This window comes from bacterium, assembly GCA_022616075.1.
Classification (GTDB): domain Bacteria; phylum Acidobacteriota; class HRBIN11; order JAKEFK01; family JAKEFK01; genus JAKEFK01.
Window position 1 is genome coordinate 18,048 of record JAKEFK010000364.1, and the last position, 24,724, is coordinate 42,771.

The 24,724-nt window shown below is 48.0% G+C and carries 25 protein-coding genes and 1 pseudogene; 18 read left to right on the top strand and 8 right to left on the bottom strand.

The genetic code is table 11. From position 1 onward, the window contains the following. Positions 1-50 precede the first annotated feature (50 nt). Positions 51-656, bottom strand: a complete 606-nt coding sequence (locus L0156_27935) for a CGNR zinc finger domain-containing protein (GenBank protein MCI0606832.1) — start codon at positions 654-656, stop codon at positions 51-53. Between the two features lie 177 nt (positions 657-833). Here L0156_27935 and L0156_27940 point away from each other — a divergent pair, with 177 nt between their 5' ends. Then, entirely contained in the window at positions 834-1,625 is a 792-nt protein-coding gene (locus tag L0156_27940; protein MCI0606833.1) for a DUF3147 family protein, read from the top strand. A gap of 51 nt (positions 1,626-1,676) precedes the next feature. On the opposite strand, the gene L0156_27945 is transcribed toward L0156_27940, so the two are convergent. From L0156_27945 to L0156_27955, 3 genes are read right to left on the bottom strand one after another with little or no spacing between them, the layout of a single operon-like run. Beyond that, entirely contained in the window at positions 1,677-1,916 is a 240-nt protein-coding gene (locus tag L0156_27945) for an alkylmercury lyase family protein (GenBank protein MCI0606834.1), read from the bottom strand. Between the two features lie 6 nt (positions 1,917-1,922). After that, positions 1,923-2,366, bottom strand: coding sequence for an alkylmercury lyase family protein (locus tag L0156_27950; protein ID MCI0606835.1), 444 nt, complete (start codon positions 2,364-2,366; stop codon positions 1,923-1,925). A gap of 35 nt (positions 2,367-2,401) precedes the next feature. After that, the gene (locus L0156_27955) at positions 2,402-3,694 is read right to left on the bottom strand and encodes a cysteine desulfurase-like protein (protein ID MCI0606836.1); all 1,293 of its coding nucleotides are present in this window, start codon (positions 3,692-3,694) and stop codon (positions 2,402-2,404) included. A 218-nt stretch (positions 3,695-3,912) separates the two neighbouring features. Between L0156_27955 and L0156_27960 the strand changes: the two genes are divergently transcribed. From L0156_27960 to L0156_27970, 3 genes are all read left to right on the top strand, one after another. Then, a complete protein-coding gene (locus tag L0156_27960) occupies positions 3,913-5,055 on the top strand; it encodes an aminotransferase class I/II-fold pyridoxal phosphate-dependent enzyme (GenBank protein ID MCI0606837.1) in 1,143 nt (380 codons plus the stop codon). A 331-nt stretch (positions 5,056-5,386) separates the two neighbouring features. After that, positions 5,387-5,536, top strand: a complete 150-nt coding sequence (locus tag L0156_27965) for a hypothetical protein (GenBank protein MCI0606838.1) — start codon at positions 5,387-5,389, stop codon at positions 5,534-5,536. A 59-nt stretch (positions 5,537-5,595) separates the two neighbouring features. Continuing rightward, positions 5,596-5,766 (top strand): hypothetical protein, encoded by a 171-nt coding sequence (locus L0156_27970; GenBank protein ID MCI0606839.1) that lies wholly within the window; start codon positions 5,596-5,598, stop codon positions 5,764-5,766. Between the two features lie 336 nt (positions 5,767-6,102). On the opposite strand, the gene L0156_27975 is transcribed toward L0156_27970, so the two are convergent. Together L0156_27975 and L0156_27980 are read right to left on the bottom strand one after the other, a co-directional pair. Further along, complete coding sequence (locus L0156_27975) at positions 6,103-6,873, bottom strand: LytTR family DNA-binding domain-containing protein (GenBank protein MCI0606840.1); 771 nt, start codon at positions 6,871-6,873, stop codon at positions 6,103-6,105. Next, positions 6,854-7,948, bottom strand: coding sequence for a histidine kinase (locus L0156_27980; GenBank protein MCI0606841.1), 1,095 nt, complete (start codon positions 7,946-7,948; stop codon positions 6,854-6,856). Before L0156_27980 ends, L0156_27975 begins: the two co-directional genes overlap by 20 nt. Positions 7,949-8,162: 214 nt before the next feature. Between L0156_27980 and L0156_27985 the strand changes: the two genes are divergently transcribed. The 7 genes from L0156_27985 (at position 8,163) to L0156_28015 (ending at position 15,749) form a co-directional block, all read left to right on the top strand. After that, on the top strand, positions 8,163-10,409 hold the full coding sequence (locus L0156_27985) for a M28 family peptidase (protein MCI0606842.1): 2,247 nt from the start codon (positions 8,163-8,165) through the stop codon (positions 10,407-10,409). A 12-nt stretch (positions 10,410-10,421) separates the two neighbouring features. After that, positions 10,422-11,288, top strand: coding sequence for an esterase family protein (locus tag L0156_27990; GenBank protein ID MCI0606843.1), 867 nt, complete (start codon positions 10,422-10,424; stop codon positions 11,286-11,288). Next, positions 11,285-11,530 carry a hypothetical protein gene (locus L0156_27995; GenBank protein ID MCI0606844.1) on the top strand — a complete coding sequence of 82 codons (246 nt, stop codon included), beginning with the start codon at positions 11,285-11,287 and terminating at the stop codon, positions 11,528-11,530. Before L0156_27990 ends, L0156_27995 begins: the two co-directional genes overlap by 4 nt. Before the next feature lie 185 nt (positions 11,531-11,715). Beyond that, entirely contained in the window at positions 11,716-12,000 is a 285-nt protein-coding gene (locus tag L0156_28000) for a pyridoxal-phosphate dependent enzyme (GenBank protein ID MCI0606845.1), read from the top strand. Positions 12,001-12,009: 9 nt separating this feature from the next. Continuing rightward, complete coding sequence (locus L0156_28005; GenBank protein MCI0606846.1) at positions 12,010-13,749, top strand: DUF885 domain-containing protein; 1,740 nt, start codon at positions 12,010-12,012, stop codon at positions 13,747-13,749. A 55-nt stretch (positions 13,750-13,804) separates the two neighbouring features. Beyond that, positions 13,805-14,980: an MFS transporter gene (locus L0156_28010; GenBank protein ID MCI0606847.1), complete on the top strand. Its 1,176-nt coding sequence runs from the start codon at positions 13,805-13,807 to the stop codon at positions 14,978-14,980. 520 nt (positions 14,981-15,500) lie between these two features. Continuing rightward, positions 15,501-15,749 carry a hypothetical protein gene (locus L0156_28015; GenBank protein MCI0606848.1) on the top strand — a complete coding sequence of 83 codons (249 nt, stop codon included), beginning with the start codon at positions 15,501-15,503 and terminating at the stop codon, positions 15,747-15,749. Positions 15,750-15,871: 122 nt separating this feature from the next. Here L0156_28015 and L0156_28020 read toward each other — a convergent pair whose 3' ends face one another. Then, a complete protein-coding gene (locus L0156_28020) occupies positions 15,872-17,170 on the bottom strand; it encodes a VWA domain-containing protein (protein ID MCI0606849.1) in 1,299 nt (432 codons plus the stop codon). Positions 17,171-17,655: 485 nt separating this feature from the next. Here L0156_28020 and L0156_28025 point away from each other — a divergent pair, with 485 nt between their 5' ends. From L0156_28025 to L0156_28035, 3 genes are all read left to right on the top strand, one after another. Next, a complete protein-coding gene (locus L0156_28025; GenBank protein MCI0606850.1) occupies positions 17,656-18,927 on the top strand; it encodes a VWA domain-containing protein in 1,272 nt (423 codons plus the stop codon). Positions 18,928-19,270: 343 nt separating this feature from the next. After that, positions 19,271-20,338: a selenide, water dikinase SelD gene (gene selD, locus L0156_28030; protein ID MCI0606851.1), complete on the top strand. Its 1,068-nt coding sequence runs from the start codon at positions 19,271-19,273 to the stop codon at positions 20,336-20,338. 18 nt (positions 20,339-20,356) lie between these two features. Then, complete coding sequence (locus L0156_28035; protein MCI0606852.1) at positions 20,357-20,524, top strand: hypothetical protein; 168 nt, start codon at positions 20,357-20,359, stop codon at positions 20,522-20,524. A gap of 97 nt (positions 20,525-20,621) precedes the next feature. On the opposite strand, the gene L0156_28040 is transcribed toward L0156_28035, so the two are convergent. Further along, positions 20,622-21,773, bottom strand: coding sequence for an aminotransferase class I/II-fold pyridoxal phosphate-dependent enzyme (locus tag L0156_28040; protein ID MCI0606853.1), 1,152 nt, complete (start codon positions 21,771-21,773; stop codon positions 20,622-20,624). Between the two features lie 211 nt (positions 21,774-21,984). On the opposite strand from L0156_28040, the gene L0156_28045 reads away from it, so the two are divergent. The 4 genes and pseudogenes from L0156_28045 to L0156_28060 all read left to right on the top strand — a co-directional run. Next, positions 21,985-22,824, top strand: a complete 840-nt coding sequence (locus L0156_28045; protein ID MCI0606854.1) for a DUF5694 domain-containing protein — start codon at positions 21,985-21,987, stop codon at positions 22,822-22,824. A gap of 426 nt (positions 22,825-23,250) precedes the next feature. After that, positions 23,251-23,655 (top strand): nuclear transport factor 2 family protein, encoded by a 405-nt coding sequence (locus L0156_28050; protein ID MCI0606855.1) that lies wholly within the window; start codon positions 23,251-23,253, stop codon positions 23,653-23,655. Between the two features lie 282 nt (positions 23,656-23,937). Next, positions 23,938-24,388 (top strand): annotated as a pseudogene (locus L0156_28055) (VOC family protein). 1 nt (position 24,389) lies between these two features. Next, positions 24,390-24,724: pyridoxamine 5-phosphate oxidase (locus L0156_28060; GenBank protein MCI0606856.1), on the top strand; the 335-nt coding region annotated here is incomplete at its 3' end.

Genomic DNA, 24,724 nt, shown 5'->3' on the forward strand with positions numbered 1-24,724 from the left:
ATGCAAGTCGTTAATGCAGCAGAGAGTCATTGCAAATTCAGGGCAGGAGATCACTCCCGTTTCTTTTTTCTGGAATAGTATCGCCGGGATTTAGCGCGACTGCCGCAGCTTTGCATCTCACACCATCTTCGGCTTCTGTTCTTGCTGCGATCCAGAAACAGCCATGTGCAATTTTCTCCTTCACATTGTCGTAGTCTCAGAAGGTCCTGGTGTGACATTAACAGCCGAAGCGTGGATTCCAGAATTATGAACAAGAACCGATTCGCAGGCGTCTCCTCATTGCTGGACAGCAGCCTGTATCTGCCCCGATCTCGTCGAACAGTCATCTGCATCATTGACCTGGATAGATGCCGTCTGATTCGTTTGAGGGCCCGTGAGTCTATGGGATGGTTTCTCGAAATCGCAAAAAACATACTGTAAATGGAATTACGAAGCTTTTGAGTTTCCTGCAAAAATCTTTCGGCTTCACCAGGACGTTTGCGCGACTCATAAAGAATGGAGCGTGCATCCTTTGCGTTCAGTATCCCCGCTCTCCGCGCCCAGATAACAAGATCTTTCATCTCCTTTAATTCTTCCCTGGGATCTGAAGCATTATAGTTGTGCACCGTGTTGAGAAAATCCAACGACAGCGACCCGGCAATAAAACGTATATCCATCTCAAAAATAGTAACACTCCCGGGGATTTTGGTCATTGAAAACCTTGGCGATCACTGCGAATGAAGGGTTCTCATTGAATTACTGAAAACAGTTCATTCGACAATTCTTCATGGCTGCTCTAACCTGTGAAAGCGGCGCGGTGATAAGCCGATGATCGGCAAAGAGACGTTCGATATATGGATTTTCAGATTGTCTTGCTGAAATTGGTATTGACTCCGCTGCTGATCGCCGCTGTAACTCTGGTTGGCCGCAGATGGGGTCCAAAAGTTAGTGGGTTATTCATTGGACTTCCACTGACATCCGGGCCCGTTTCCATCTTTCTTGCAGTGGAACAGGGTCCGGAGTTTGCTGCCCGCGCCTCGGAAGGAGCAATCCTGGGCCTCGGTTCTGTTGCAATGTTTTGTTACGGCTATAGCATGGCAGCCAAGCAAAAGACGTGGACACGCAGCGCACTGATCGGTTTATTGTTTTATTTTTGTGCAACTTTCGTTTTGCGGGAAATATCGTTATCTTTGCCACTCTCTTTCATCTTGATTTGCCTCATCTTGAGCCTGGTTCTTTTGTTTTTCCCCACGCCTACGGACGCGATTACGATCATTCGTTCTCCCAACTGGGATATTCCTGTTCGAATGTTGGTCGCAACTTCCATGGTGCTTTTCCTTACAGGATTCGCACGGCTGCTCGGTCCTTCTTTGAGTGGACTCTTGTCGCCGTTCCCAGTCTTTGCTCTGATTCTTTCTGGCTTCTCGCAAACTCTGGAAGGTCCGGGTGCAGCGATTCGGCTTCTGCGAAGCGTTGTAATCGGAACGTTTGCATTCGCAATATTCTTTTTGGTTGTGGCGGTTGCTATTTCCCGCTTTGGATTGTTATTCACTTATCTGTCTGCACTGCTATCTGCGCTTGCTGTAAGCTCGGTTTCTTTACTGCTAATTCAAAAGTCTTCTTTGATGAAAATCGTTTCGCGTTAGCGCTCGATACAAAATTGAAATGGATGATCCGAGTGGCTTTCTAGTCAGGCTTTAACTGGCTGGTTTCCACTGATCGGCTGCAGGGTCCCAGAATGGTCCTGTTAGACCGGTTTCTGCAAATATCCTGACCATCTCATCGGGAGCAGGACGGCGCGATTCGGTTGTTAGTCTGTTTTCATACCAGCGGATGGCAAGGTGCCACAACTGGTCCGGATTTACCAGTGGTCTTCTTGGGATTTCCCTTGTTTTACACCATTGATTCAATGTCTCTTCCGACCGGAAGAGCAACATCGTGGCTCAGGTATAGAAAATATCGTTCCACCAATGCGCAGCGGGAACTGCAAAGTGAATCACGCATGGTTCCGGAACCGGCCTTCCATTCTTTACTTCGACTGTAATGGGCAATCCTGTCTGTGCATCGGAGGCTTTCACCATGCCGTCCTCATGCAATGCGGCAAGCACTCCAAACGCATCCCACACGCAGTTCGAGTAGTAGGACTTTCCCTTTACTTCCGTAAGAAAGGATGTTGGAATGCCGGAGAAGGGGGGAGCCATTCGAATGCGGGTCGGGTCTCCGGGTTCCGGCACGAGCAGTCGCCTTTTATGAAGCCGTTCAAACGCACCGAGCACCTCTTTTACGTTGCTGTTTACCTTAGCAGCTATGTCCATTGCCGTGGGCATTTTCGTCGTTTCTACGATCGTTTGATAAATCGTCAATTTCACTGATGTTTCAAAGTCCATCGATGAACCTCCTCATTTCAAGTCCATCAGCGAGTCTAAATTACTCTTGAATCCGGAGCGCGTTTCAACAAATTCACAGTATGATCGATTTCATCGATTGTGTTGTAATGAACCGCGCCGAGCCGTACAGCTCCGCCGGTCCCTTCGAGCCCCAGACGCTGCATCAGCGCGGGCGCGTAATAGTTACCGGACCACGCGAATACTCCGTTTTCTGCAAGATGGGCAGCAGTCTGATCAGGACTCATTCTGGGCCATGTGAAGCAGACTGTCGGCACTCGCTCATGGATTCTGTTCAGATCGGTGATTCCCCAAATCCGTAATCCGTCGATTTGTTGTAACCCTTCGATCATTCTCACCGTGAGTTTCTTTTCGAATTGGCGAATCGCCATCATAGCTGCGATCAGTTGCCTTCTTTGAAAAGAACCTCCTGCGATTTCAACCGCATAAGTCTCACCAAAACGCCGGCCCAGAGTTTCCAGATATTTTACAACTGCAACAAGCGCTGCGAGACCTTCGCTATTCTTCGCGCCCGTTTCGAATTTGTATGGGGGATCCTTTTGTGCAGGGCTGACATTCTCAGCAGGAAGCTGATCCAGTAGCTCCTGCCGTCCGTAAAGCACACCAACATGAGGACCGAAGAACTTGTATGCTGAGCACACAAGAAAATCACACTGAAGCGATTGCACATCCAGCGGCGCATGCGGTACATATTGAACCGCATCCACAAATACCCATGCTCCGACTTCATGAGCTCTGGCTATTATGGGAGATAAATCATTTATGGTACCAGTGGCGTTTGCAGCCAGTGTGACGGCAACAAGTTTGGTTTTAGGTTGAATCTTGCTCAGAAGATTCTCCAAGTTGAGAGTGCATTCGGGAATGTGAATATCGGCATATCGAATGACAGCGCCGCTTTCCCGCAAGGATTCCCACGGTGCAATATTTGCATCATGATCCAGCAACGTAACAATCACTTCATCGCCCGCGCGTATCAGTTTTTTTATTGATCGAGAGAGCTGGAAAGTAAGAGAGGTCATGTTTGGCCCAAACACAATTTCATCCGCGGAAGCAGCTCCCAAAAGGTTAGCCATTCCGATTCTTGCTTGTTCCCAAATTTCGCGCGTTCGGCGGCTTGTCAGGAACATACCGTCACCATAAGCATTCGACATCGACCAGTACTGTCGATAGGCGTCGATGACCATCTGCGGTACCTGTGAACCGGCAGGATTGTCAAGATAGATAACCGGCATTCCTTTGTATTTCATTTTGAGAGAAGGAAACATCTCGCGGACCGTGGAAAAATCTGGCGGCGAGGTTTTCCCTTGCATGTGTGTTTATCCAAAACATTTTAATCAGCGGGTGGCTCATCAAGAAATAAATTCTTTGCATCATGATGATTAACGTAACTCATTGCCAATCAAACTTTCGAAACATAGCTACGCCAGTTCGATGATCATTACTCATCGTTGTTATGCAAAGAATCCATTTGTACGTCATCACCGGATTTCTACAATAAAGCTATGCACAAAGAGTCAGGAGAAAATGAATGAGCAACTACAGGATTGAAACGATTGCAATTCACGAAGGAGAATCAAGAGTCGATGGAGCAGTGGTTTTCCCCATATTTCAAACGGCGAATTTTGAAAGCCCTCTGGACTCCCATGATCTGCGATACATCCGTTACTACAACACTCCGAATCAGGAATTGCTACATAAGAAGTTAGCCGCGCTGGAAAATGGGGAGGCGGGGCTTGTGACGAGCAGTGGCATGGCTGCGATCAGCACTCTCCTCTTAACGTTCTTACCGGCAGGAAGCCATATCCTGGCTCAAGACAAACTATTCGCTGGAACTCACACGTTTTTCAGTAAGGATTTTCCGAAATTGGGCCTGGCTTACTCACTGGTTGACGGAACGAAACCGGAGACATGGAAGTCACATTTAAAAAACAACACCCGGATCTTTTATGCCGAAAGCATTGGGAATCCGCTTCTGGATGTTCCGGATCTTGAAGCGATCGTTTCATTCTCAAAAGAACATGGATTGATTACGGTCATCGATAATACCTTTGCATCGCCTGTAAATTTTAAACCGATCGATATAGGGTTTGATTTCGTTGTTCATAGCTGCACGAAATATCTGAATGGTCATTCTGATATCGTGAGCGGCGTCGTAGTTGGAAAGGCAAGTGCTGTAGAACAGGTGAGGGATCGTGCTCTTCATCTGGGTGGCTGCCTGGATCCTCATGCCGCTTTCCTTTTGAATCGTGGATTGAAAACTGTCGTGCTGAGAGTGCTCTGGCAAAATGCTAATGCGCTCAAATTGGCTCACTTTCTGTCTTCGCAACCTGCAGTGAAAGGAGTGTATTATCCTGGACTCGAATCGCACACGGGCCATGAGAGAGCCAAACGGTTATTCAAAGGCTACGGTGGAATGCTCAGCTTCGAACTGAAGAATGAAGCTCACCTGAACGATTTCCTGACGCAATTGCAAATACCAATTCTTGCCGGCAGCCTGGGTGCGGTAGAGACGTTAATCACGCTTCCTGCAAGAACCACGCATTCCCGAATGTCACGCGAAGACCGGCTGCGCGCCGGGATTTCTGATAGTTTGATCCGGGTCTCCGTTGGGATCGAAAATCCTGATGATTTGGTCGAAGACTTCCAGGGCGCTTTTAGAAAAATCCATTGACACAAACGCATCTATAACGGCATCGCAGATTGAACGCATTCATATACAATTTTGTTTTGACAGTTTGATGCCACCGCCTGCACTCTGCGTAAGAGTTTTTCTGTATGTTCATTCCGACTTTGAAAGATGTATTTGATGCGTATAAGAGAATTCGAGATCGGCTTCCCCCTACGCCTCTACACCGCTATCCCGCTCTAGACTCACTGCTCGATGCGAGCGTGCATATGAAACATGAGAACTACCAACCGATTGGCGCCTTTAAGATTCGCGGAGGCATCAATCTTGTCTCTCAGCTTTCCGATCCGGAGCGACAGGCAGGTGTGAACTCTACTTGGAGAAGGCAAAAACGCTGGCTGAGCCTACCGGCGCCGCATCGCTGGCAGCTGCATTGAAGCTGCGCGAACGATTGCGACGACGCAAAGTGGCTTTGATCCTTAGCGGAGGAAATATCTCACCCGAGCAACTTCGATCGATACTCTGATATACGGGAAAAAGAATGCAGGAACCCGAGCTTCTGCGCCATCCAGATTTTCAAGGAAAATGCAGAGTCTTTTCCCTGACGATCCGAATGTATACGATTCTTCAGGGGATGCATCTTTGGTCAAAGGAGACCGGAAGGAAGCGATTCGCTATTACCAGAAACCCCTGGAGATAGATCCATTCAAAACAAGCGCGTTAGAGATTCTAAGACACCTGGAAGGAACGAATTGAGCAAACAAATCCATCCAATCTTTGGCTCACTCGAACGCCAAAATGTTTTCCATGACTGCGGCTAATCGTTGTTATGCAAACAATCAATTTGTGACATGATCAATGGTTAACCGGCATTCAAATGATTGCGTCGATCCTGTTTTATCTTCCCAAGTACCTCCGCGCGGGCGAGATCCTCGCGCGACTTTGATCACATGACAGGCAGAGCGAATCAGCGCTTCGAGAAAATCCGCGGCCTTAGCAGGAAAACGGAAGCAGGTACTCCTCCCGACAAGACCGCAACGGATGCAGGCAAAGCCCGTTTTGGGATAGGGCTTCAATTCTGATATCTCCTGATCAAGAGCTGTACCCCAGAAGCCGCTTGATCTTATGGCTGTAACTGCGGGACATCATTACACGTGACTGATCCTTCATTATCAAAACGTAGTCCCCATGAAAAAGCGGATCCATTTGCTTCACATGATCAAGGTTTACTATGTAAGACTTGTGTACTCTCTGAAAGGGAGGTGATGGAAGTTGTTCTAAGATTTCTGAGAGCGACATTCGACATATGTGACTTTCTTTCCCTTTGCGAATGCAGCTGGAGTGCTCCTTCGCCTCGATCCAGCCAATTTCGGATAGTCTCAAAACAACGATTCTTCCATTTTCTTTGAAGCTGAATGTTCTATCCTGCGATACCAGCTTCTCCATGATTGCGACAAATCGTTTTGTGACATCTGCAGTTTTTCCCTGGCTGATCACAGTCTCTGCTCTGGTAACTGCTTTTTTGATTCGCTCCTTGCTAAATGGCTTCATGACATAATCAACAGCAGCCACTTCGAAAGCCTGAATCGCGAAGTTGTCAAATGCCGTTACGAAGATGATTGCGGGAATATTCTGCATTTCCGAAACACTGGAAAGCACCTCGAAACCATTTTTTCCGGGCATTTGAATGTCCAGGAAAACAATGTCTGGATTGTGCTTCAGGATCATGGAAACTGTTTCTTCACCATCTTCGGCTTCGGCAATCACTCGGAGCTCGGGTATATCTGAGAGCATGCGACGAAGACGTCTTCTCGCGACGCGCTCATCGTCGGCTATCATCACATCAAGATATTGACTGGTCATGGTCTGAAGATCGGATCGGGATGCGGATCGTGACGGAGAATTGATTTGCCGGTAAAGTTTCATAATGCAGGCAGTTGTCGGAACCATACAAACGAAGAAGCCGTTCCCGTGTGTTGGAAAGTCCAACCCCCGTTCCACACTTGTTGCTGGAAGAGTTTGTGTTGTTCAGTACATTCAACACGAGGGTCGAGTTTTCTACGGTCGCGGAAAGACCGATTTGGCAAACGTCGTTCCTGGACGCTACTCCGTGCTTCAGCGCGTTTTCCACCAGCGGCTGAAGAATCAGGCTTGGCACCTTTGTCTTCATTGTTTCCGGACCAATGGACATTTCAACTCGAAGCCGATCTTCAAAACGTGCACGCTGGATGGACAGATAAAGATGTAGAAGCTCGAGCTCTTCAGCCAATGAGATTTCTTCCTCTTTTGACGACTTTACGGTACGCCGTAACAGTTCCGCAAGAGAAACAAGCATTTGATCTGCTGTATCCGCCTGGTCATGAATCAGCTCGGAAATCGTATTGAGTGTGTTATATAAAAAGTGAGGCTGAAGCTGAATTTTCAATGTTTCCAGCTCGGCTCTTGCCAGACGGACTTTTAATTCTCCAGCTTCTCTTTGCTGATCCAACATTCTTTGATAGAAAATGAGCCCGTGACATGCCATTACGATTAAAAAATAGATCATCACTCTCCAGGGTGTTCTCATCAGAAACAGCTCCATGAAAACGGACGAAAATGGAGGAGTCTGAACTCGAATGATTTGCGCGAATACCCAGGAAAGGACCAGATTCGATGCCGCATGCGCCATTGCTACGCATATACCTATGAAAAAATGTAACAAGAAGTTTCTGACGATATGGGGAGCTTGAATCGGAAAATTCCTGACAAAACGGAGGATCGGCAAAGACAATAGAGCCCACAAAATCCAGCTGGGCATCTCCCAGACCATCAACATTTTTATGCTCGGCAAATCCCCATTCGTGTAGCTGAGTAGTGCATCAACATCAAAAAGGAAACCAACGAACATCCAGCAAGCAAGAATCAGTACGGTGCTTCTCCAACGACTTTTGATACTCATTTGCTAAATCTTACCATCGTACCGTAAGGCCATAATGATTCTGGGAGGGCCGGCAACGCCGGAATGGAATGATTCCGGACGTTTCAAGAATCATTCAGACCGAAATGCGCGCAATTCCGATCATTTCAGTTCAAACTTGTATGCAGGCGGGCTTGAACGGGAAAAAATGAAGGGAGTTCAAGAAAATTCTATCAGACAGATATGAGGATTCATTATGAACTTGATGACTGCTGTTGTGATCACCGGTTGGGTGCTTTTTGGATCAATCTCATTCGCTCAAGGAGAGGACTCACTTTACGGGTTTTGGCCGGAAGAATCCAGAAAGCAACATGAGCTCGAATCGCGATTCGATACACTGCTAAAGGCAGACCATTTGCGTGATTGGATGAAAAGGATGACCGCGAGGCCGCATCATGTCGGCTCGCCGGGACAAAAAGAGAACGCGGAATGGATCGCAGGATTATTTCAATCCTGGGGCTATCAGACCCAAGTGGAGCAATTTGAAGTTTTGTTTCCGATTCCGCAAATCCGTTTGTTAGAGATGATTTACCCGGAAAAATTCAGTGCGCAGTTATCTGAGCCACCATTGGAAATTGATGTCAACTCAAAAGAACATTCGGAACAGCTCCCTGTATACAACGCTTATTCAAGAGATGGGGACGTTACGGCTGAGCTCGTTTATGTGAATTATGGACTTCCCGGCGACTACGAAGAATTAAAACATCGAGGGATTGATGTAAAAGGAAAGATTGTTATTGCAAGGTATGGCGCATCATGGCGTGGAGTAAAACCGAAAGTCGCTGCCGAACATGGCGCAATTGGCTGCATCATTTTTTCCGATCCTGCCGCTGATGGCTATTCCCAGGGGGACGTTTATCCGAAGGGTGGATGGCGAAACGGATTGAGCGCGCAGAGGGGGTCTGTCCTGGATACAACCCGGCAAGATGGAGATCCGCTTACTCCGTTTGATCCTGCGTTCAAAAACGCAAATCGAATTTCGAGAGAGGAAGCCCCAGGTATTACCCGCATACCTGTTTTGCCGTTATCTTATCAGGATGCGCTTCCCCTTTTAAGGAATCTTGGCGGCCAGGTTGTTCCTGTCTCTTGGCGCGGTGGCCTTCCGATCCCTTATCATTTTGGCCCCGGTCCCGCTAAAGTCCATCTAAAACTTCAATTTGATTGGAACCTCACATCTATTTATGACGTGATTGCACGCATGCCTGGAACCGAATTCCCGGACGACTGGGTCATTCGAGGAAACCATTATGACGCATGGGTTTACGGCGCAACAGATCCGGTCAGCGGAATTGTTTCGCTTCTCGAGGAAGCGAGGGCTGTGTCGGAGCTGGCCAAGTCAGGTTGGAGACCCAAGCGCACCTTAATCTATGCAGCATGGGACGGCGAGGAGCCGGGGCTACTCGGATCAACCGAATGGGTGGAAGCACACTATGAGGAACTCCAACAAAAGGCGGTTGCTTACATTAATTCGGACAGCACCGGCCGCGGGTTCTTTTTTGTGGAAGGCTCTCAGACGCTGGAGAAATTCTTGAACCAAGTCATTCGAAACGTTTCCGATCCTCAGAAGGGCATCAGCGTGCGTGAGCGTTTGCGCGCGTATCTTTTGATGGAAGGCCCACCGGAGCTAAAGAAAACAGCACAGAGCCATCAGGACTTGCCGCTGCGGCCAGGAGGATCAGGATCGGACCATTCCCCTTTTCTTCAATTTGCAGGCATTGCTTCGCTGTATATGTTCTTTAACGGCGAAACAGAATACGGGCAATATCATTCCGCCTACGATTCCTTCGATCATTACATCCGGTTCATGGATCCAAAATTTGAATATGGGATCGCTCTGGCCAAGACTGCAGGCCGATGCATGTTGAGATTCGCTAACGCCAATATTTTGCCTTTTGAATTCGAAGCATTTTCCAAGCACATTACTTCATACGTAACGGAATTGGAGAACTTGACCGCCCGAATGCGTGAAGAGACTGACGACAAGAATAGAAACGTTCAGCAAAGAATCTACGAATCCTTTTCTGATTCCAGGAAACCCTTGACCGTGCCAGAAGTGCTTCCGCCTGTTCCGCACTTGAATTTTTCGCCTTTGAAAAATGCGGCGGAAAACTTGGAACGGTGTGCCTCAGAGCTGAAAGATCATTTGGACAAAACCGGGGCTCATCTTTCCGTAGAAAAGCTTCGCGATTTAAATGGAATCTTGAAAAGATCGGAACGTGCTTTGACCAGAAAAAATGGACTGCCAGGCCGTCCATGGTTCCGACACCAGATCTATGCCCCCAGTGTCTATGGTGGTTACGAAGGAACAGCCATTCCCTCTGTAGCGGAAGCAATCGAACAACGGAACTGGAAACTTGCAGAAGAACAGATTCAGGTCGTAGCGGATACGCTGGAACAACTGGTCGATCAAATTAAGAAAGCAAAAGACATACTTGCGAACTGAAACGGAGGCAACATGAAAAGGAAGGAGAATGGGAAAAATACTTCGGCTCTCATCCGACTCGTTTATGTACCTTTCTTCTTTTTTGTAGTTGTGGAAAATGCCTTCACGGAGGAAGGAAGGATCGTCCGTGAAATTTTGCATAGCGTTTCGCTGGAGAAGACGGTGACACAGGAATCGCCCGACCGCAGCATTTCCATATACTTGCCTCCAGGCTACGATAAATCGCCCAGCCAGAGATTCCCCGTTGTGTACTTGCTTCATGGAATCGGCGATACCGACGAAGAATGGACGAGATCATCGGATCGGAATGATCCCATGGACACCATCCAGGGGCTCATGAATCAAGGCATTGCCGAAGGGAAATTCGGTCAGATGATTGTCGTGATGCCGGACGAAAAAACGAATTGGTTGGGAAGTATGTACACGAATTCATTGGTGACAGGCAACTGGGAAGATTTTACGACGCGGGATCTTGTCAGGTACATCGATCAGAAGTACAGGACTATCGCCAGGACTGAAAGTCGAGGCCTAGCAGGACATTCCATGGGCGGTTACGCCGCAATTAAGTTAGGAATGAAACACCCAAATGTTTACAGCGTTGTCTATGGGATGAATCCCGCGGCGCTCGGTTGGGCTGGCGATCTCTCGATAGGAAATACCGCATTCGCCTTCATATTAAAGGCCAAGAGTTTTGACGACTTATCCAGTGAAATGTCAAAGGGAAATCTGATGGTTGGAGGCATTGTAGCCGTTGCACTGGCGTTTTCACCGAATCCGGAGCGACGGCCTTTTCTTGCCGATTTTCCTTTCGAATTAGTGAATGGGAAGTTACGGCCGAGCCGGCATTCAGCAAGTGGGAAGAAAACTTCCCGATCATGATGGTTCGGAAGTACAAAGAGAACCTCTTGAAGCTACGAGGACTCCGTTTCGATTCAGGCTACGAAAATGAATTCAGTCATATTCCGGCAGGCTGCCGAATGCTGTCCCATGAGCTAACCATCCTCGGAATCGACCATGTCTTTGAAGAGTACAATGGAGATCATCGCAACCGGATGTGGGGTAGAAGGGGAAGACTTTATACAGAAGTATTCCCCTACTTTTGGCTCTGGTTGGAACACTAGGGTAACAACAGTACTGGATTTTCGCGTTCGAAAAAATCTCACATGTGCAAGTACGTTTATCGTTGCACCTTCCGGCGTTTTTATCACCACCTCCTCTTGTCAGATAGCGCCGGTCTTCGTCTTCTTTTGACTAATGCTAGAGTCAAATCAGATGGAACAACAATAGCTTGCCGACCGAGTCAGGAATGGAAACTTTCGCTGAAGGCCTTGCCACGCGGGTTCCCTTTATGCTGCCACAGCAGATTCTGTGGGAACATCTCGATGATTTCATTCTTGTAGAAGATGACGAAATGAAGCGCGCGGTCCTACTATACTTGGAGAAGGCAAAAACGCTGGCTGAGCCCGCCGGCGCCGCATCGCTGGCTGTCATCCAATCTTTGGCTTCCTCGAACGCCAGAATGCATTCCATGACTGCGGCTAATCGATGTTATGCAAACATTCAATTTGTGACATTGTCAATGGATTTCTAGAATAAGCGAATGAGCGAAGCGCTCAAATGGTTTCGTGGAAGGCAACGAGTGTTCATGTTCAAGACAATGATCCTTTATTCGTTGATCCTTCTTACCAGCGCCCTAAGCTTAACCGGGGCAGGCAATAGGGAATGGGATCGATTTCTCGAAGAATACATTGAAGGCTACTTCCGCTTCAATCCTGATGAGGCAATCGATAAAGGAAGACATGAATACGATGGGCGGCTTCCGGATTGGAGCAAGGAAGGTCTGTCAAAGCAAATAATCTGGCTGAAACAAAACCGGACACGTGCGCATGAGTTTGACGTGGATATGCTTGATGCAAACCAGCGGTTCGAACGAGAGTATTTACTCAACAGGATCGATCACGACTTGTTCTGGTTGGAAGAAGCACGGTGGCCTCACCGCAATCCGATGTATTATTCGCGATCGACCAATCCAAGCATCTATCTGACTCGCGCTTATGCCTCTTTACCGAAGAGAATGCGCGCGTATGTTGATTACGCAAAGCGGATTCCAATTGCGACTTCGCAAATCCGTGCCAATCTAAGCAGGCCCCTGGCACGGCCGCACGTTGAAGTCAGTCGAAGAGTTTACGGCGAACTTGCCCGATATTACAGGAAAGATGCTTCAGCGATTTTTGCTTCTGTGGAAGATGCGAAGCTACAGGAAGAACTCCGTGAGGCAAACGAACTTGCGGCTAAAGCGATGGAGGAACTTGCCTCCTGGCTTGATTCGCAATTATCGGAATCGACGAACAACTACGCGCTTGGACCTGAGCTCTTCCAAAGGATGCTCGTGGCAACAGAGCGAGTTGATATTCCTTTGGATCGTCTGGAGGAAATCGGAAGGAAGGACCTTGAAAGAAATTTAATTTTGCTGAAAAAAGCTTGCGCCTCGTACGTTCCTGAGATTTCTGTCGCCGCCTGTGTTGCAAAAGTCCAGGCAAAGAAGCCGTCAGAAGGACCTGTTCGCGCCGCTCGAAGACAGTTGACTGCCCTGAAGAAGTTCGTTCAGGACAATCAAATTGTAACCATACCGGGCCCTGAAGATGCCGGTGTTGAAGAATCCCCACCCTACCGGCGCTTCAACCCAGCATATATCGAGATTCCGGGACCCTATGAAAAAGGACTCCCTTCAATCTACTACATTGCTCCTCCGGATCCTGCCTGGTCGGAGCAGGAACAGGCTGCATACATCCCTTCAGAGAATGAATTACTCGCAACTTCGGTTCATGAGGTATGGCCCGGACATTTCTTGCAGTTTCTTCACGCTAACCGTTCGAAATCCAGGCTTGGACAAATCTTTGTAGGGTACGCCTTTTCGGAAGGATGGGCGCATTACACCGAAGAAATGATGTTGGAAGCGGGGCTTGGAGGAGGGAATCCGGAAGTGCGGATCGGACAACTCATCAATGCACTGATGCGAAACGTCCGCTACGTTTCTGCAATCGGTTTACATGCGAAAAGCATGAGCGTTGATGAGTCGGCTAAAATTTTCCGCGAAAAGGCATTCAAAGACACGGGCAACTCAAGGCAGCAGGCGAATCGTGGAACGTTTGATCCGGCATATCTGAACTACACTTTGGGAAAGCTAATGATCAGAAAACTTCGTGATGACTGGTGTGCTTCGCGCGGCGGAAGGAAGGCCTGGCCCGAGTTCCACGACAGGTTCCTCTCGTATGGCGGCCCTCCTGTCCCCCTGGTTCGCAAAGTGATGTTGGGAAACGGCACCGGTTCTTTACTTTAGTTCAGATTTTCTAAGGAGACTAACCTGCCCGCCACTTTAAAATGAAATGATCTTTATGCCATTCCTAACCTGGGTTGAATCGAAACGAAACATCCTGGTGATGCTCGCCTCTGTGCTTGTTCTTGGAATGGCTGAAGAGCTCTGGAGCCGCTTCGTTCCAAAATATCTGGAATTGCTTGGCGCCACGGCATGGATCATCGCAATTTATGGAACGTTGAAAGATTTACTGGATGCCGTTTATCAGTATCCAGGCGGCTGGCTGGCGGACAGGATAGGACGGAAAAATTCACTGCTGCTGTTCACCTTCCTTTCGATGACGGGCTACTTGGTTTATCTGCTGGCCGGATCCTGGCTCTGGGTCCTCATCGGCACATTTCTTGTTATGGCCTGGAGCAGTCTCACTCTGCCCGCCCTGTTTGCGATCATTGGAGACCATCTTCCGGAAACAAGCCGCGCAACGGGCTTCGGCGTGCAATCCATCATCAAGCGGATTCCCATCATCATCGCTCCGGCAATCGGCGGATGGTGGATCGCCCGTAATGGTTTATCGGAGGGCATGAAAAGCGGACTGATGGTTGCGATCTCACTTGCTCTCCTGGCACTCTACATTATTAGAAGTTTTTACAATGAACCGTTACGGGAACGGACGGAAGGGATTCGGATTGTGGATGTATGGCGTCAGCTTCATCCCAGACTGAAGCAGCTTTTGGTTTCGGACATCCTCGCAAGATGGGCGGAAGGAATCCCAAAAGTTTTCATTGTGCTTTATGTGATGAATATCCTGAAACTCGATGCGTTTCAGTTTGGATGGTTGACCAGCATTCAAATGATTGCGTCGATCCTGTTTTATCTTCCCCTGAGCCGAGTTGCGGACCGGTTCGAACGCAAGCCGCTTGTTTTTCTAACCTTTGTATTCTTTGCGCTCTTTCCGCTGTCCGTAGTCTTATCGAACTCCTTCTTCTGGTTAATTCTCGCTTTTGTGATTGGAGGACTTCGTGAAGTGGGAGAACCGGCGCGAAAAGCGGTGATTGTGGATCTGGCTGCGGCTCACCTGCGTGGAAGAACGGTAGGTCTGTACTATTTAATTCGCGGACTGATCGTTTTTCCCGCGTCTCTACTGGGAGGATGGCTTTGGACACTTGACCCCACGATTCCATTTTACACGGCCTTCTTGATTGGTGTAGTCGGCGCACTGTACTACCTCCGCGCCAGAAACGCCCCGGCACTTTGATCACATGATCTCGATCAGATCATCGACGAGTTTTTTAGAACTGCTTTTCACTAACGGGAAACGAAACGGACCGGCGCGTTTCGTGGAAAAAGACTTCCTTCTGTCGCAAAATGGCGATAAGCACTTTGTAAGATTCAAGAAAATGCTTTCACAGAGACCACTGCCTCTCGTCCTCGCCATATCAGCAACTTAGCTTTTCTTGGTTACACTCCCCAGATCCGATGTAATGGCAATCTTTCAGGCACGATCTGCTCGCCCTCCCAGTTTTCTCCCATGGAGATAGAGCGCCGAGCAGCAGCGGATTATAGTTGTTATACAGCCACGTCTTGCCGGGTTCCTCTTGTATACGCAGTACGTTCCAGCGCCAATGCGCGCAGATCAAGGAAGTAGTGTGTCATCGCGCGGTGGCACCTAAGCCCCTGAGACAAATGTCTTGGCTACAGAAAACGAGGTTACGACGGAATTTCGCTGTGCGCCATTCAAGTAACACTCATACAGAATTACATCGTCGCGGATTACGATGAATGCCTGGGTTCCACTTGCCGCCAGAAATGTATTCAGATCTTCCCCCAAGACATCATTGCAGGAAAACGCTTTCCAACACCTCGGCTCCCTGCTGATTAACGATCGTTGGGCTGCTGGAAGTAGAAAGGCTTTTACTGGCCAGAAACTTCCGCGCGGGGAACTTCTGACAGCCATAAACATCGGCATCCCGTCAAGCTATGATCCTGGCGGAGAAACTCCACCGGGTACATCACCGACCAGATAATCAGCACAATCGCGATCAAACCAAACGGCCACCGGGAATATAGAGGAGAGTTTTAAGTGGCCTTATCATCGGGGTTTCGGCAAGGGTTCCGCGCAGGGTGCGAAGAGTCCAGATTTCCAGTTCTATTCCATATATCCTGTGCGGTGACGAAGATTAACATTTGGCCGTTTTGTCGTGACTTTTATTTCATGGTACTTGCCTTTTTCTGAATGAACTGGTGGCGAATAACAAAGCACATATTGATGCTCTAAATCATTTAAAACACGATCAAAGCCAACCTTAAAATTCTGGGAGTTTTGAAAACTAAGGCCTCCCGTTTCATCAGCAATCCGGCGCAACGAATCAACAAAATCGGGTAGGATTTTTGTTTCATCAATATTGTAGGAGGAATCTTGAGCTGTGTTGCTGCTCATCAAACCGAGCCCTCTTGTACTAATGGAGTAGATGGTTACATTCAGCCGGTTTAGCCTGCCAACCGTTTCCCGCACCATTCGTTGCAGGTCAAACACATTCTCCCTTTTGCGGGATGAGACCCGGATAGTGTAGGCAAAGGATTCCGGGCTCAAACCTTTTGCCTGCGCAACATTCTCTATCAATTCATAGTAGCGTCTACCAGGATCCGCGTTGAAGCCTCCGGATAAATACAGGATTATGGCGTGGTCCTGCTGATTGAGTTTGTTGAGATAAGAACCAAAACTCTCGAGTGCTTTTAAGGACAGTGTGGAAACGGAGTTTTCCTCTTTGGAATAACTCATAGCAAGCTGATAAGCGTTTCTTAATATCTTCGTGTTAACATCCCGGTCGGGATTGTGGGCGGTTAAATCATCCAGAGAATCTACGGTATTCTCTCCCTCCGGACGGAGATCCTGCAGAATTGAAATAATCTGTGCTTCATTCCCTCTTAATGACGCATCGCGATTTGGATTGCCCTTTGCCATCTCAAGCAAGCCGATCACACGCTGGATATCTTTCGTAAAGGGAGCCACGACGCCCAGTTTTGCCGAAGGAACCATTGCGGCCAGCATTACTTCATTATTCCTGTCTGAAAGTTGTTTTAAAAACTCTTTTGCCTTCGGCTTTATCAGGGAATACTCCTGCGGCGCCATGTTGTAAAGATCCAGAAACAACACGAATTTTTTCCCGGAGATAGATCCAGAAGATGTCTTTTCTGTTGCAGTATCTGGCGGCGCGGTCTTGATTTCTTCAAAGCAGGTCAACATTTGTTTTGTTCTATCTTCGAAGACTTCAAAGTCTGCCTGGGTTAATCCCCTAACAGGAATGCCGGAGTTATCAATGGCTTTAACCCAGATTGTAACCTGACTGACTGTAACCTTGTAATCTTGTGCAGCCAGCGCGAATGACGAAAAGAGAAACGCCATCGTAGCGTTTCTCATCAGTTTCGAATTGCTGAAAGGATTCATTTCAAGATGCTAGATTTTAGAAAGGGGATCGGTCAAATGAAAGAATCTCATTGAAGTGATGAGATTGGTTTATGGCAGAGCAACGTCAATAAGGGAGGTTGTTTCAGGCAGTCCAGGTTACGGTCTGTCCTCCACTGTGTTGCAATGAACATCGCCGAGGCCATTTTGTTCGTTGAGTTTAAGACGCCACATAAGCGCTGCACATAATAGTCCCCGACGAGGTGAAGCCTCCTTTTTCGCAGGTATTCAGCAGTTCGATCAGGGTTCGGAATTCTCCATGTTATTTTCATGAACTGTGATCATCAATCTACTGAAAACAAATCATTTGATTATCGAGCCCAGCGATACGTATTATGAAATTTCGGCAACAGAGGTGTGATCGCTTTTCAACAGGGACATACTGGTCTGAATCTTATTGACTTCAAAGGGTCCAAAAGGTTCTACCGGGATGCATTTGTCGGTTTCAATAAATAACCGGAGCAGAAGTGTCAAAATGCACGCGAATCGCGTTTCTCAAAGTTGGCGGCTCCTTGTTGGTTGCTTGCAGTTTCTTTACTTCCGTGAAGTCACAGGAAGAAGTAACTGTTACGAGAGTTACTGTATGGGTGAAGGCCACCGAAAAATCCGGCAAGCCGGTAGCCGGGCTCACAGAAAAGGACTTTGAGCTGTATGAAGACGGCCGGCGAATGAATCTTACTTGTTTCGAAGAAATACGCATCGACCCTCAGGAAATTGCTCAAACTACGCCTTTGGAAATTGCACCGAACGCGAAAACGCTGAGTGATCCTCCACAAAAGAGAGTTGTATTGCTTATGGACTTGAGCAACACATCGCAAAGCGAATTCTTACATCTTAAACAAAAGACGACGGAGTTCCTGTCGGAATTATCGAGAAGCTGGGAAGTCAGTCTACTGAGTCTGTTTAATGGGATCGTCGAAATCAACGTGGAGGGTACAAAGAACGCGGATGTCTGGCAAACTGCATTCGAAAAAATTAAGGCGAACAACAGGCGCGACATCGATTTACTGAACCGTCGCAGGCAGGTAGCAAGTGTATTGCGAACAGCAGGAGGGCGCAGGGAGCAGCAAGAGCGAGTAGTGAACGAAGCTTGCGCACTTGCGGAAGAATTTGCTCAACTGGAAAGAGCTGAATCGCGAATGTGGCTAAACTCCCTACGGCAGTTCGACAAATACGTCCGGCGGCAGGAAGAGAGCGCTCATACGGTCGTCCTTTTTCTTTCAGGCGGCATTTCATCGACTCCTGGAAAGCAGTATTACGATGTGATACAAAACTCTGACTTGATTCGGGCGATGTTCGCTGATGAACTCGAATTCTTTGCTGCGTTTCCGGAATGCCGAATTCGGTACGATTCCAGTTTAAATCAAGATTTTGAAAAGCTGGTTGGTAAATTGAATGCTAACAACATCACGTTCTATACAATTAATTCACGAGGGCCGCTGAACGATCTGCTCGAAACGGTTCGAGAATCGGATCGCCAGTTCAAGATGAGCGATCTGCATTTTTTGAAAGATTATCAAGATTTTTTGGTTCTAATGGCCGAGGATAGCGGAGGCACCCATTTTGAAAACTCGCTGAACTTCAAAAGGGGATACGATGCAATTCTGCAGGATCTCAACCACCAATACATGCTTTGCTACAAACCGCAGGAGCATTCCAAAGAAGGGTATCACAAGATTCAGGTCAAAACGGCCCGTTCAGGGTTGAAACTGCGCCACCGCAAAGGTTACTACGACTGAGTTCGTCTCCTGGAAAGCTGGGAAACTCAGCGGATCTATTTGGGGAGAACAGGTAACGCTTGTTCAAACGGCCGTTCGTGCGATAGATCGCTGAAATGATCTGCAATTACTGTTAGGAAGCGGGAGAAACAGCTTCCAACTCTGCGCTAGTCAGGATAAATCAATTAACATTTATTTCGTTGGGCGCAAGAACGCGAAATGCGTTCCATGACTGCTCCTAATGGTTGCTATGCAAACAATCAATTTGTGACATTATCAATGGATCTCTAAAATGACCGTATAACAAGTATTAAAGTGATTTCTTACGTCCAATCAGATCTATCAAGAAATTTTGGAGTGTCGGATGGAACAGGAAAAGTTCAGGCTGACGAGGCTTGCGAAATCGGGCGGTTGAGCAGGTAAGCTCAGTCCGTTGGACCTGGCCGAAATACTGAAACACTTGGGCGCGCGAAGTCAAAATCCTGATTTGCTCGTTGGATTTGAGACTTCAGACGACGCAGGTGTGTTCAAATTGACTGACGAGCTAGCGCTTGTACAAACAGTCGATTTCGTTACACCTACTTGTGACGATCCATTCCTGTTTGGGCAAATTGCTGCAGCCAACTCGTTAAGCGATGTTTTTGCAATGGGCGGTCGTCCGGTCAATGCCTTGAATATCTGTTGTTTCCCGCAAGAAGGTGTGGATGACGCCATACTCGCAGAGATTTTGAAAGGCGGGCATTCTAAGATTCTGGAGGCGGGAGCGACACTCGTAGGCGGACATACCGTAAAGGATCAAGAGCTGAAATATGGTTTGTCGGTTACCGGACTGATTCATCCAGAAAAAATTCTGCGAAACAGCACAGCCAGGCCGGGAGATAAAATTGTTCTGACGAAGAAAATGGGCACTGGCGTGATCATAACAGGTGTAAAAAACGATCTGATTCCCTGGGAGCAGGCAGAGGAAGCGATGGCGAGCATGGCCACTTTGAATAAGGTGGCGTGCGAAGCAATGCTCGAAATTGGCGTTCACGCGTGTACGGATGTTTCCGGATTCGGACTCGCCGGTCATGTTTGCGAAATGGCCGTGGGTAGCAAAGTCGGCATACAGTTGAATCTTAGCGCGGTGCCGGTTTACCCCGTGAGCATTGAGCTGTTCGGCAGGGGCTTAAGAACAGGAGTCACTTTATTTAATAAACAGTCTGCCGCTGGATGCGTTTCTCTGGAAAAAGAATTGCCGCGGGAAAGAGAAATGATTCTTTACGATCCACAAACCTCAGGCCCACTCGCCATTTCTGTCGCAGCAGAAAAGGCCGATGATCTGGTCTCTTTGCTGTGTGAAAGAGGAGTTCGTGATGCCGCCATTATCGGCGATGTGGTTGAGAGTTCCGTGCCTGGACTTTTCGTTTCTGACTCCCTAAAAAGACCGTGACCTGCGGAGAATTCTTCGATGCAAGATTATGCTCTCACATTGATGGCGATCATCGTCGGAGGATTGGTTTGTGTCATCATCTGGCTCAGTTCGGTTGTGGACTCGAAGCGCAAGACCCCAATGAAAGAAGAACCTTTTAAAACCCGCGTTAAACGTTCTGGGCCCGAAGAGAATGACCTCGATTAAAAGAAGAACCTTTTGAAACCGGCCATGTTGTTTTTCCAGCATAAATTGGCATGCGAGGCTGCGCTCTTGTTGAGCCAAATGATTACTAGCAAGCGGATTAATAGAACTTCGGGGATTCTCGCGAAAATCGTGCTGGAATGTTTCGGAGTCGAAGGTACTCCTGAAGGCGCTCGATCGCCTCCGGCATGTTTTTTCGACCAAAGCCGATCCTAAAATGCCCTCCCGGAATGTCATAGATGCTACCTGGTAACAGCAGCACCCCAGCTTGATTCACCAGGTCAAAGCAAAATTGGTCTGTATCCGTATCGAGAATCAATGGAAATGCAATTGGACCTGCTTTCGGTTTATGCCATGAGAACAGACGCGAGTGCGTTTCAAAGAAGAGGCTCAAAATTTCAAGATTGTAAGCGATAATCTCCCGATTTCGGCTGAGTATTCGATTCTTGTTGCGCAAAGCCACTGCAGCGAGAAACTCGCTCGGCGCGCTATTGCAGATTGTCGTATAGTGTTTGAAAGAGTTCATGGATTCGTAAACACGTCTATTGCGAGTTGCGATCCAGCCGATACGGAGCCCAGCAAGACCAAAAGATTTTGACATGACACAGAGCGATACGGCGTTTTCGTTGAGATCACAAGCTGCCGGCAGTCTGTCCTTCTCGTCGTATTCGAGATAGCGGTACACCTCATCGGAAAAAAGAATGAACCCATGCTGCTGCGATAGCCGATCCAGCTCCAGAAAATTCTCGCGCGACATTAAGTAGCCAGTAGGGTTATGAGGGCAGTTCACGGCCACCACTTTGGTCCCTGGCTGAAGATTTTTTTTCAAAAAACTCAGGTCAAGCTCCCATTCCTGCTCATGGCGCGACTCCCATTTGGTTACATTGCACCCAATGCTTCGAGCCACTTCAAATAGTGACTGGTAACAGGGCCAGTGGATGATCATATGATCGCCGGGACCTACAGTCGAATTCATGAAGTTGAATATCGCTTCTTCCGCTCCAGCGTGAACGAGAATCTGATCCGGAGTTATTGAGGTATAGAGTTGTGCGATCTCTTTCCTGAGGATCGGATTCCCCAGGGTTTCTGTATAACCGAGCCGGACGTTTCCAAAATCTTTTCCCGCCTCCGGGTCCATTTTCATAAGGTCGGAGATCGACAAGGTCTCGCAGTCGGAACCGCAAAGAAAATAGGGAGCTGTAAACTCGTATTTGGCAAAATAGTGCTCCAATTTGAAAGGAGACAGCTTCATGAGGAAACAGATTAGTCCTATTTGTCACAATTTGTCCAATTAGCTGTTTTCAATATTCCGATGAGAAAGTCTCAAGGCCGGTAAGCTTCAGCGGACATGTCTGTCGTGGTTTCTGCAGGACTACGCAACCATCTGATGCTAATTCGAGTCTGTGTTGAGTACGAAATTTCCGCCGTGATTGGCGGGGTAAAAAAGAAGAGAAAAATAAAGTATGGTGAATCGAGCGATGATGATTCTCGGGATCCTGGTCTTGATAGCACTGAATGGAATCCATGCGTCTGCGGTTGATGAGTCGCCTACAGCCAAAGCACCCGACGAAAGGGCCGAGGTCCTGGTCCTGGGTGTTTATCACATGGCTAACCCTGGCCGGGATATTTTCAATTCACAGGCTGATGATGTCTTTGCACCCAAACGGCAGAGGGAAATGGCGGAGCTTCTACAAGTCTTGAAAAGATTCTTACCAACGAAGATCGCGGTAGAAGCCGATGTGTACAGGGACAGGGTAACCCAGGAGTATTCTGATTACCTTGCAGGGAAATATACCTTGTCGCGTAACGAAGTGGATCAAATCGGATATCGCTTCGCAAAGGAACTTGGACATAAAAAGGTGTATGCCGTAGATGTGGATAGTGAGTTTCCGTTCCAACGTCTCGTTAATCATGCCAAAGCCAGCGGCCGTTCGAAAGAACTGGAAAATCTGATGAGCGAAATCGAAACGATGGTGAAGGAACAGAATGCGTTTTTGCAAACGCACACCATATTAGAAACGCTTCTCTACATGAACGAGGAGCATAAGGTGGCTGAGGATGTTGGCTTCTACTTTCGCCAGGTGCATTTCGGCGAGCCCGGCGATTGGGCGGGAGCCGATCTGGTCTCGGATTGGTTCCGCCGAAATATCCGGATCTATAGCAACATCACTCGAATCATAGATTCTCCCAAAGAGCGGGTGCTTGTAATCTATGGAGCTGGACATCTTGGATGGTTGCGACAACAGGTGGCCAACGATCCAACTTTGCGTTTGCGTAAGCTTGCGGAATTTGTAAAGGACTAATGGATGTGCTCGCGCAACCATGCAGCGCATGCAAAACCCGGATTCGTGGATCGAAAATGGCTGACACGAATAAGGCTAATGTAAACAATCCAGCGGCGATAAAAATCGGCCTCCAAATCCACGGCGATACACTTTGCTTCGGCTTCATGTTTTAGGTTGCCAGCACGCGGTTCAAGTTATTAAAGTGACAACCTCGACAGCGCAAATGAACTATCGTCATGTTAATAATAAATACTTCTAATTTAGAATGTTTATTGAAGAGCGCGATCTTCGAATTGAACAGCACGAAGTTCATCGAAGTAATGAAGAGAATTAATTGGTCCTGTCCAGGACTGCCGATTAGAATAAGGCAGTCGGAAACTGTTTCCTTTTATGGGAGGCGCATTATCGGTATCCCGCGAAGTCATGGCCATTGGAGGTTACATTATGAAAGGACTAAAGCGCAAGGCGCGGAAAACACGAGTACGAGCAATGTCGCCGGAGCGCCTGAAACAGTTTGGTGAGGCATGGGGAAGAGCTGATATTGACGCGTTGATGGAGTTCATGACCGATGATTGTGTCTATAAGGCCTCCGTTGGCCCTGATCCTGGGACAACCTATGTGGGAAGAGAAGCAGTAAGGAAGGGCTTCGCTGAGGTACTCGCTTATGAGTCAGGGGGAGAGCCGAAAGCCGGACCGGTGTGGGTTTTAGGAAGTCGCGCTGTCGCGGAATGGTCGTATATAATCACCCGGCCCGATGGACGTAAGGTGGAAATTCGTGGTTGCGATTTGTTCGAATTCGACGGCGACAAGATCAGACGAAAGAACGCATTTCGAAAAGCATACCCATGATGCTGGCTGCTGATTCGCACAGTGTCGCAAACGTTCCAAATCGCAGCGAAGACCGCCAGGGTAACTATACATAACCGGTCTACGGGTCAGACGTTAGATTTCCGGACAGATATCCCTTTAGTAATTCCATACTAAGAGATGCCGCCGAACAGCTCGTTAAGGTGAGAAGCTTGCAATCCATTCCTGATCCCTGAATGCATGAATGATTTTCATTGATCACGTAAAAATAAATCATTTGATTAATGTGATCCATATCATAAAATTTCGACAGAGTAGGAGTTCATGGCTTTTCAGTCAGGACATATCGGTTTGAATGTTACAGACCTCGAGCGGTCCAAAGAGATTTACCGGGATGTATTCGGATTTGAAATTCTACGCAAATCTAGTGAGGAGGGACGGCGATTTGCATTTCTGGGCCTTGGCCCTCGTACGGTTCTGACTTTATGGCAACAGCGTCAGAGTCCGGAGCATTTTGAAAAAGAGAAACCCGGCCTTCATCATCTTTCCTTTTCAAGTGGACAGCATCGAAGAAGTCAAAGCAGTTGAACGGAAACTACGGGAAATGAAAGTTCGGTTTTTATATGATGGGATTGTGGCTCATCTGGAAGGATCGAAGTCTGGAGGAGTTTTCTTTCAGGATCCAGACGGAATCCGTCTGGAAATCTTTAGTCCCACTGGCGCAGATTCTCATCCTGCTGCTAAACCGGTTGCACCTTCGTGTGGATTTTTCTGATTTGAAATATCATTCAGGAGAACTGGAAGTACAGAGGCGGGCAGGCGTCCAGGACATGGCTGACCGCGTGTCTGGAGTCATGCGTTCGACAATTCCACAAATTGCACAGCAGTTCTTATCCGTTCAGCGATTGATTGTTGCCGCCACCTTAGACTCGAAAGACCGCTCGTGGGCCTCTTTACTTACCGGACCCGAAGGGTTCGTTCGTGCGATTGATGAACGAACACTTCTGATAGATGCATTACCGGTCCCAGGAGACCCTCTTGAGCAGAACCTGAAGGCCCATAACGAAATCGGAATCCTCGCGATTGAATTCATCAGTAGACGGCGCACCAA

Excerpts from the sequence above, each read along its gene's own strand:
- L0156_27935 (MCI0606832.1), bottom strand. The coding sequence starts at position 656 with ATGGATATACGTTTTATTGCCGGGTCGCTGTCGTTGGATTTTCTCAAC.
- L0156_27940 (MCI0606833.1), top strand. The coding sequence starts at position 834 with ATGGATTTTCAGATTGTCTTGCTGAAATTGGTATTGACTCCGCTGCTG.
- L0156_27945 (MCI0606834.1), bottom strand. The coding sequence starts at position 1,916 with ATGTTGCTCTTCCGGTCGGAAGAGACATTGAATCAATGGTGTAAAACA.
- L0156_27950 (MCI0606835.1), bottom strand. The coding sequence starts at position 2,366 with ATGGACTTTGAAACATCAGTGAAATTGACGATTTATCAAACGATCGTA.
- L0156_27955 (MCI0606836.1), bottom strand. The coding sequence starts at position 3,694 with ATGCAAGGGAAAACCTCGCCGCCAGATTTTTCCACGGTCCGCGAGATG.
- L0156_27960 (MCI0606837.1), top strand. The coding sequence starts at position 3,913 with ATGAGCAACTACAGGATTGAAACGATTGCAATTCACGAAGGAGAATCA.
- L0156_27970 (MCI0606839.1), top strand. The coding sequence starts at position 5,596 with ATGCAGAGTCTTTTCCCTGACGATCCGAATGTATACGATTCTTCAGGG.
- L0156_27975 (MCI0606840.1), bottom strand. The coding sequence starts at position 6,873 with ATGACCAGTCAATATCTTGATGTGATGATAGCCGACGATGAGCGCGTC.
- L0156_27980 (MCI0606841.1), bottom strand. The coding sequence starts at position 7,948 with ATGAGTATCAAAAGTCGTTGGAGAAGCACCGTACTGATTCTTGCTTGC.
- L0156_27985 (MCI0606842.1), top strand. The coding sequence starts at position 8,163 with ATGAACTTGATGACTGCTGTTGTGATCACCGGTTGGGTGCTTTTTGGA.
- L0156_27990 (MCI0606843.1), top strand. The coding sequence starts at position 10,422 with ATGAAAAGGAAGGAGAATGGGAAAAATACTTCGGCTCTCATCCGACTC.
- L0156_27995 (MCI0606844.1), top strand. The coding sequence starts at position 11,285 with ATGATGGTTCGGAAGTACAAAGAGAACCTCTTGAAGCTACGAGGACTC.
- L0156_28000 (MCI0606845.1), top strand. The coding sequence starts at position 11,716 with ATGGAAACTTTCGCTGAAGGCCTTGCCACGCGGGTTCCCTTTATGCTG.
- L0156_28005 (MCI0606846.1), top strand. The coding sequence starts at position 12,010 with ATGAGCGAAGCGCTCAAATGGTTTCGTGGAAGGCAACGAGTGTTCATG.
- L0156_28010 (MCI0606847.1), top strand. The coding sequence starts at position 13,805 with ATGCCATTCCTAACCTGGGTTGAATCGAAACGAAACATCCTGGTGATG.
- L0156_28015 (MCI0606848.1), top strand. The coding sequence starts at position 15,501 with ATGAATGCCTGGGTTCCACTTGCCGCCAGAAATGTATTCAGATCTTCC.
- L0156_28020 (MCI0606849.1), bottom strand. The coding sequence starts at position 17,170 with ATGAATCCTTTCAGCAATTCGAAACTGATGAGAAACGCTACGATGGCG.
- L0156_28035 (MCI0606852.1), top strand. The coding sequence starts at position 20,357 with ATGCAAGATTATGCTCTCACATTGATGGCGATCATCGTCGGAGGATTG.
- L0156_28040 (MCI0606853.1), bottom strand. The coding sequence starts at position 21,773 with ATGAAGCTGTCTCCTTTCAAATTGGAGCACTATTTTGCCAAATACGAG.
- L0156_28045 (MCI0606854.1), top strand. The coding sequence starts at position 21,985 with ATGGTGAATCGAGCGATGATGATTCTCGGGATCCTGGTCTTGATAGCA.
- L0156_28050 (MCI0606855.1), top strand. The coding sequence starts at position 23,251 with ATGAAAGGACTAAAGCGCAAGGCGCGGAAAACACGAGTACGAGCAATG.